Source organism: uncultured Gimesia sp. (assembly GCF_937910335.1).
Taxonomy (GTDB): Bacteria; Planctomycetota; Planctomycetia; order Planctomycetales; family Planctomycetaceae; genus Gimesia.
In genome coordinates this window covers 1-7,233 of the sequence record NZ_CALEMX010000153.1, presented here as the reverse complement: position 1 = coordinate 7,233, position 7,233 = coordinate 1, and the positions used below count along the sequence as shown (strand labels likewise).

Genomic DNA, 7,233 nt, shown 5'->3' with positions numbered 1-7,233 from the left:
GATTCGAGCCTGGATCGATTCCTGGCTCAACCCAAATGGGAAATATCGGTTAAAAGGGGTAACAAACATTCCAGGGCCTGCATTTCTGGTGGCATCTATTCTTACCGGGTGCGAATCACTGAATCTGAGAAATCCGAAGTATTCCATCTTATTTAACTTGGATAGCTGTGACAGATCTTGTTTCTGTAAATAATACAGACTGGGATCCATGTATCTGCCTTCGTACATCTTGACGGACGTCTGCTCTTTCAGTTTCTGCGAATCCAGATCGATAAACATCCCTTCCGCATTCAACGGGCAGGAAATCAACTGATTGGTTTTCAAATCAATCAGATAAACCCCCTGTTCTGGATGATCTTTTAAGTCATGAGGGAAAGACCATACTTTATCTTGAATCGCGCGCGGGGTGACCAGAGTGAAAGAATCTCGTTCCCTGGAAGAAACTCGATTTCTAAAATCACATAGCAGATAACCCTGCCCCTCTTTGGGCTGCTCCGTCCAGTCAATCTTAAACGTGACAGAAACTTTTTGTGGCTCTTGACTAGGGCTGACAATCGTCTCGTTATACTCTTGTCCCGGGATTGTGGAGATAGTTCTCGTATGCAGGGACTCTCCCCAGGGGGCCGATAAAGTCAATTGATATTGTCCCCAGGGAAGCCTTTTAAAATTGAGTTTTCCCGTTTCATCGCTGATGGCATTTACGGTAAACGAGTCGGTCTTGCTTCCCCGCTTGACAAGTAGGCCGGTAAATCCACTAGCCGGTTTCGCATCCTCACCAGCCTGTACCAGTTGAAAGGAAATGGGACTCAATAATTCCGAAGTAGAACTAACCTGACCTATCTGCTTCTGGTTTAACTGTTCTAACTGTTTCAAAATTTGCTGATCCACGTTCGACGTCGCGAAAGATTGAGGACGATCCACCATAACCGCCAATTGTTCCAGCATTTTCTGGTTGACGCGTTCGCTCCGTTGCATCATCGCCCATGCAATACCCACCACGGCGATACTACAAACAGCCATTACAGCTGAAAATCCGGTCATCATTCGTTGCGACATCAATTTCTCCTTCATTGCGTCAAACCACAGTTGCCGGGCAACCTTGACAGGATCGCCAAACTGATTCAGTACAGACTGGCGTGCCAATTGTTCGTTGGGATTTTTTAACAGTTCTCGATTCAAGGCACAGACAAAGTGATCCGTCAGCTCATCGAGAATATCCTGCCGCAGCGACGCAGGCTCATCGTCACGCTCCGGTGGAAAATCTTCGATACTGACTTCAGGCCAAACCACTTTGTGCCCCTAAAATACGGTCAATGGCAGAGGAAAATTGCTTCCATTCTTCCCGTTTTTCGTTAAGGACTTTCTGACCCTGAATCGTCAGCTCGTAATACTTACGCCGCCGTCCATCCACTTCACGCCAGAATGATTTCAACAGTTTTTTACGTTGCAGCTTATGCAACGCCGGGTACAGACTACCCTCTTTCAGTTCAAATTCATTCGAAGAGCGGTTGGTGACCTGCTGCGTAATTTCGTAGCCGTAAGAAGGCCCTTCAGAAACCAGTTCCAGAATGAGCATTTCCAACGTGCCGGCAAATAATTGAGGATTCATTTCTTTTCACTCCCATACATAGATTGACTACACATGCCATATATAGCCTGACTAGGTATAGTTTGTCAAGAAGAATTTTCAACTTCATAAAAAACAAGGGGTGAGCCCGAATTGCAATTCGGGCCGAGCGCAGCGAGCAGGAAATGACAAGGCGTACGGTGCGGACTCATGGGTCCGCTCCCAACGACTCTTTGAATCGGATTCTGGTTCTAAAATCATTCATGCACACTGCAACATCCGGTTGTCTTCGCCAACCTCAAATTACATTTGAAGCTACCCAGCCAGAATATTTTCGTGTGCTTTCGTGCTTTTCGTGGTAGTAAAAAACAACAGACTACCGACTATTACTCAACTCGCCCGGCGTTGGCACAGAACTGATAATAAACTTCTTCGGCTTTCAACAACTGGTCGATCTCCACCCATTCATCAACCGTATGTGCCTGCGCGATGGAACCGGGACCGAACACCATCGCTGGCACCCCTCCCTGATTCACACGCGCTGCATGCGTACCATAGGGGACACCTACTTTTTTATGATCGGGTTCAATGGTATCAATGACCGTTAACAGGCGGTCACTCCATTCGCCGTTATTATGATCAGAAAGTGAAACGCCCGTAATCCAGGGCGGCAGCATTTCGATGTCGAACGGGAGATGCAGTTTCAGATATTCCTCGACCTGATTCATGACTTCGATTCCATCCTCGCCCGGAATCACACGTCGATCAATTTCAATTGTACAGAAGTCAGGCACAACGTTGACGCTTTCGCCCCCTTCAATCACTCCCACACTCAGCGTCGGAGGGCCGCACAACGGATGTGCGTCCATTTGTGTCAATTCATAAGCATACGCCTGGAGCGCCCGCAGAACATCCGCCATCCGATAAATGGCATTGATACCATCTTTCGGCTGAGAGCTGTGGCAGGCTTTCCCCGTGGTTTTAATTTTCCAGCGTGTCGCTCCCCGATGTGCCACCACAATATCCAGCATTGTTGGTTCGGCGACCAAACCCAAATCGGGGCGCTCTGTCAGAATTTTGCTCAGGCCCGAAGGTTCTTCCCACAATCGAACAAGATGCTCGATCCCCTGCACGGTCGCTTCTTCATCGCAAGTACAGGAAAGAATCACATTCGCGGCATCAGGCGGATTGTCTTTAACTAACCGCGTAAACGCCATCAGCATCGAAGCCATGCCCCCTTTGACATCACAGGCACCGCGTCCATAAATCTTTCCATCTTTTTCCGTGCCTTCGAACGCCGGAACAGTCATCCCCTCAGCGGGAACGGTATCCTGATGCACGTCCATCAGAATCGTAGGCACACCAGGCTTCAGTTTAGTACGTGCGATCACATTATTGCGGCCCGGCACGACTTCGATCGACTCATACTCGACTCCCAGGTCGGCAAAGTAGTCGCATAAAAACTGAGTCAGTTTTCCCTCGAAATAGATATCACCGGTAACAGCGCGCCCCATAGGATTCACGCTGGGAATGGAAATCAATTGTTTTAGCAGCCGAACGGCATCCATGGACAGTTAACCTTCGAATCAAGCTCGTTTTTTACTTTTACACGTTATAGACACAAAATAATTTACTCAGCAAGTGTCCCTCATGCGAAGCCTGATTTCTACTGATACGGCATTCCGATTCTTCAGAAGGTTGAATTTTATCACTCAGAATGACTCTAATAGAGGATAATTACTATCCCCATTTAAAGCTGGCCTCATTCTCCAAGGAGCCTCTCATGCGAAATATTCGGAACTGGATCGCCACAACAGTCATTCTCCTGTTCATGTCCGCCACGACTCAAGCCGAAACAAAAAATGACATTCCCGGGATCGGCCCTGTCGGCAAACCAGTCAAACTGTTTACTGATTTTAAATTCACGGAAGGTCCCGCCTTCGATCTCAAGGGAAATCTCTATTTCACCGACATTCCCGACAATAAAATTTACAAGGTCAACTCTAAAGGAAAACTCTCTGTTTTCCTGGAACCCTCAAACCATTGTAACGGTTTGATGCTGGATGGTGAGCACGGCCTGCTCGCCTGCGAAATGGATGGGCGCCTGGTAAGCATCAATCTGAAAAACAAAAAAGTCACACCGCTGACCTCGGAGTACCAGGGCAAACGCTATAATGCCCCAAATGATCTGGTCATTGATCGTTCAGGCGGTATTTATTTTACAGACCCCCATTTCCGCTCACCCGAGCCACTCCCACAAAAAGTCGTCGCCGTTTACTATCGATCTGTTGACGGAAAAGTCACACGTCTGGCTGATGACCTCAAAGCCCCCAATGGCGTGATTCTGTCTCCCGATGAAAAAACACTGTACGTCATTCCCAGTATGCAAAAAGAAATGTGGGCCTATCCGGTGACTTCACCTGGAAAAATTGGAAAAGGACGCGTGTTCTGCACTCTCAAACAGGAACCAGGCTACAAAGAGCCCGGCAGAGGCGGGGACGGACTGACAGTAGATACCAAGGGAAATCTCTATATCACAACAGGCTTAGGCCTCCAGGTTTACTCACCAGAGGGGAAACTGCTGGGAATCATCTCGGTTCCGGAAAAACCCGCCAATGTCACATTCGGCGGCAAAGATAACGCGAGCCTGTTCATTACCGCACGCAAATCGCTTTACCGCATCGATACCAAAGCGAAAGGGCATCGATTCCCCGGTAAGTCATCCTGATTCCGGGAATGGTATTGAGACGACTTGTTACATCTGTTTCGATAATACCTGAATCAGAATTTTCTGAGCGCTGGTCTGGCTGAAAAGCCGATAAATAGACCAGCGTTTTTCTTTGGGAAGGCACAGATCAGCTACGATCTAGCTGTGACACGCTTCATAATCAAAATATTTATTCTGATTATCATCTTCCCTACACGCGGGAATTGTGCTGGGTTTGCCTAGAAGTCATAATCCCTTTTGCTGCTCGCAATATATATAAAAATAGCCTGATACAGTCTGAAATTATACGTTTTTCCGATGACTCGGTGGGAGATTTGTGCCCGATGTCTATTGAAATCAAAGTCCCCTCTGTGGGCGAATCCATTTCCGAAGTCCAAATCGGAGCGTGGCACGCAGCAGAAGGAAAATGGGTCGCTCAAGATAGTGAAATCGTTGAGCTCGAAACCGACAAAGCCACCTTCGACGTACCCGCACCCCTCGATGGCATCATTGTCGAAATCCTGAAGAAACCAGGAGAGACGGCAGCCGTCGGTGAAGTCATCGGATATCTCGAAGAAGCCGAGAGACCAGCGGGTACTGAAGAACCGGCACCCGCGAAAAGTCCGGCGAAAGCAGAATCGGCCCCTGCTGCATCCACAGGAAAAGAATCCTCAGCCGGTTCTACTGACCACGTGATGCCGGCAGCTGCCAGAGTGCTTGCGGAAAAGGGACTCAGCCCCTCCGATGTAAAAGGCTCCGGTCCGGGAGGTCGTATTCTCAAAGAGGATGCACTCAACTACCAGACGCCCCTCGCTTCAGACAACGGTGCCTTCCGAGAAGAAGAAATCGTTCCCATGAGCCCCATCCGTAAAAAAATTGCGGAACGACTTGTGGAAGCGCAGTCAAATGCAGCCCTGTTAACGACATTCAATGAAGTCGATATGTCAGCCGTCATGGATTTAAGAAAGCAGTATAAAGATCTGTTCCTGAAAAAATATGATGTCAAACTCGGCTTCATGTCCTTCTTTATCAAAGCCGTCGTGGATGGGTTGAATCTCTATCCGCAAATCAACGCCGAAATCCGGGGCACCGATCTTGTGTTCCGCAATTACTATGATATCGGAATTGCAGTCGGCGGCGGAAAAGGGCTCGTCGTTCCCGTTCTACGAAATGCAGAACGGCTCAGCTTTGCCGAAATTGAACTCAAGATCAATGACTTTGGCCAACGTGCCAGAGTTAATAAAATCAGCCTTGACGAACTCCAGGGAGGAACATTCACCATCACCAATGGTGGCGTCTATGGCTCACTGCTTTCGACCCCTATCGTCAATCCACCACAGAGCGGCGTGTTGGGAATGCATGGCATTCAGGAACGCCCGGTCGCCATCAACGGTCAGGTGGTGATTCGCCCCATGATGTATCTTGCACTGACCTATGATCATCGCGTTGTGGATGGAAGAGAAGCGGTCGTCTTCCTCAAACGAGTCAAAGAGGTCCTCGAAGAACCTTCACGCATGTTGATGGAAGTCTGAGAATCAAACTCGCATTATTGAGATTCGGAAAGGATTCCTGACAATTCAGGAAAAAAGAGAACATGAACCACGATCTGGTTATTATCGGTGCGGGGCCCGGTGGTTATATTGCCGCCATTCGTGCTGCTCAACTCGGCTTGAATGTGGCCTGTATCGAAAAAGAACGCATGCTGGGCGGCACCTGCCTGCGAGTCGGCTGCATTCCCAGCAAAGCGCTGCTCGAATCAAGCGAACTCTATAAAGAAGCAGAACACAGCTTCAAAGACCGCGGCATTAACGTCGGCTCTTTATCGCTCGACCTTGCAAAAATGCTCAGCCAGAAAGACCGAACCGTGAAAACCATGGGAGGCGGCATCGACTCCCTGTTCAAGAAAAATAAAATCACACGCTACTCAGGCCATGCCACGATTACAGCACCCGGTAAAGTTAAAGTTGACGACGGGAAAGAAACAACAGAGCTGGAAGCAAAACACATTCTGATCGCCACCGGTAGCCAACCTTCTACCTTACCGGGTATCGAATTAGACGGCGATAAAGTAGGCTCCAGCACCGAGGCTTTGAAATACGAGCAGGTTCCCAAACATCTGGTGGTCATCGGTGGCGGAGTGATCGGCCTCGAATTAGGCGCCGTCTGGAACCGTCTAGGGGCCAAAGTCACCATCCTGGAATACCTGGATCGGATTCTGCCCACCACCGATACCGAAATCGCCAACGAAGCAAAAAAAATCTTCGAAAAACAGGGACTCGAATTTCAATTAGGCTGCCGGGTAACGGGCGTCAAAACAAACCGCAAAACCTGTGATGTAGAAATCGCGGACGGCAAACCCATTCGCTGCGACCGCGTATTGATGGCGGTGGGCAGACGCCCGAATACCGATCAGCTCGGCCTCGACGACATCGGAATTGTAGTAGATCAGCGCGGGTTCATTCCTGTAAATGCCCATTATGAAACGACCATCAAAGGCATCTACGCAATTGGTGATGTGATTGGCGGCGCCATGCTGGCCCACAAGGCAGAGGAAGAAGGAGTTGCCTTTGCAGAGCGTCTCGTAACCGGATACGGCCACGTCAATTACGATGCCATTCCCAGTGTGGCATATACCAATCCGGAAATTGCCGCAGTCGGAAGAACAGAAGAACAACTCAAAGAAGAGGGAATTGAATACCGTAAAGGTTCATTCCCCTTCCTCGCCAATGGTCGTGCACGTGCCATGGGGCAAACGGAGGGACGCGTCAAAATGCTGGCCGACAAAGCCACTGATCGTATTTTAGGTGTGCACATCATCGGCCCCCGCGCGGGAGATTTAATCGCAGAGTGTGCCGTGGCAATGGAATTTGGAGCGAGCAGCGAAGACATTGCCCGTTGCTGCCATGCACATCCTACACTAGCAGAAGCGGTCAAAGAAGCGGCGCTGGCCGTTGATCGA

The 7,233-nt window shown here is 49.2% G+C and carries 6 protein-coding genes; 3 read left to right on the top strand and 3 right to left on the bottom strand.

Going from position 1 to position 7,233, the window contains the following annotated elements; genetic code table 11:
* The 3 genes from Q0668_RS06190 to Q0668_RS06180 form a co-directional block, all read right to left on the bottom strand.
* On the bottom strand, positions 1–1,290 hold a 1,290-nt coding region (locus Q0668_RS06190; protein WP_298861411.1), incomplete at its 3' end, for a hypothetical protein.
* Positions 1,277–1,609, bottom strand: a complete 333-nt coding sequence (locus Q0668_RS06185; protein WP_298861408.1) for a PadR family transcriptional regulator — start codon at positions 1,607–1,609, stop codon at positions 1,277–1,279. The genes Q0668_RS06190 and Q0668_RS06185, both read right to left, overlap by 14 nt.
* Positions 1,610–1,953: 344 nt before the next feature.
* A complete protein-coding gene (locus tag Q0668_RS06180) occupies positions 1,954–3,135 on the bottom strand; it encodes a M20 family metallopeptidase (protein ID WP_298861405.1) in 1,182 nt (393 codons plus the stop codon).
* A gap of 215 nt (positions 3,136–3,350) precedes the next feature.
* Here Q0668_RS06180 and Q0668_RS06175 point away from each other — a divergent pair, with 215 nt between their 5' ends.
* The 3 genes from Q0668_RS06175 to lpdA all read left to right on the top strand — a co-directional run.
* Positions 3,351–4,295: an SMP-30/gluconolactonase/LRE family protein gene (locus tag Q0668_RS06175; RefSeq protein ID WP_298861402.1), complete on the top strand. Its 945-nt coding sequence runs from the start codon at positions 3,351–3,353 to the stop codon at positions 4,293–4,295.
* A gap of 323 nt (positions 4,296–4,618) precedes the next feature.
* Entirely contained in the window at positions 4,619–5,806 is a 1,188-nt protein-coding gene (gene odhB / locus Q0668_RS06170; protein ID WP_298861399.1) for a 2-oxoglutarate dehydrogenase complex dihydrolipoyllysine-residue succinyltransferase, read from the top strand.
* A gap of 62 nt (positions 5,807–5,868) precedes the next feature.
* On the top strand, positions 5,869–7,233 hold a 1,365-nt coding region (gene lpdA, locus Q0668_RS06165), incomplete at its 3' end, for a dihydrolipoyl dehydrogenase (RefSeq protein ID WP_298861396.1).

Excerpts from the sequence above, each read along its gene's own strand:
- Q0668_RS06180 (WP_298861405.1), bottom strand. The coding sequence starts at position 3,135 with ATGGATGCCGTTCGGCTGCTAAAACAATTGATTTCCATTCCCAGCGTG.
- Q0668_RS06175 (WP_298861402.1), top strand. The coding sequence starts at position 3,351 with ATGCGAAATATTCGGAACTGGATCGCCACAACAGTCATTCTCCTGTTC.
- odhB (WP_298861399.1), top strand. The coding sequence starts at position 4,619 with ATGTCTATTGAAATCAAAGTCCCCTCTGTGGGCGAATCCATTTCCGAA.
- Q0668_RS06185 (WP_298861408.1), bottom strand. The coding sequence starts at position 1,609 with ATGAATCCTCAATTATTTGCCGGCACGTTGGAAATGCTCATTCTGGAA.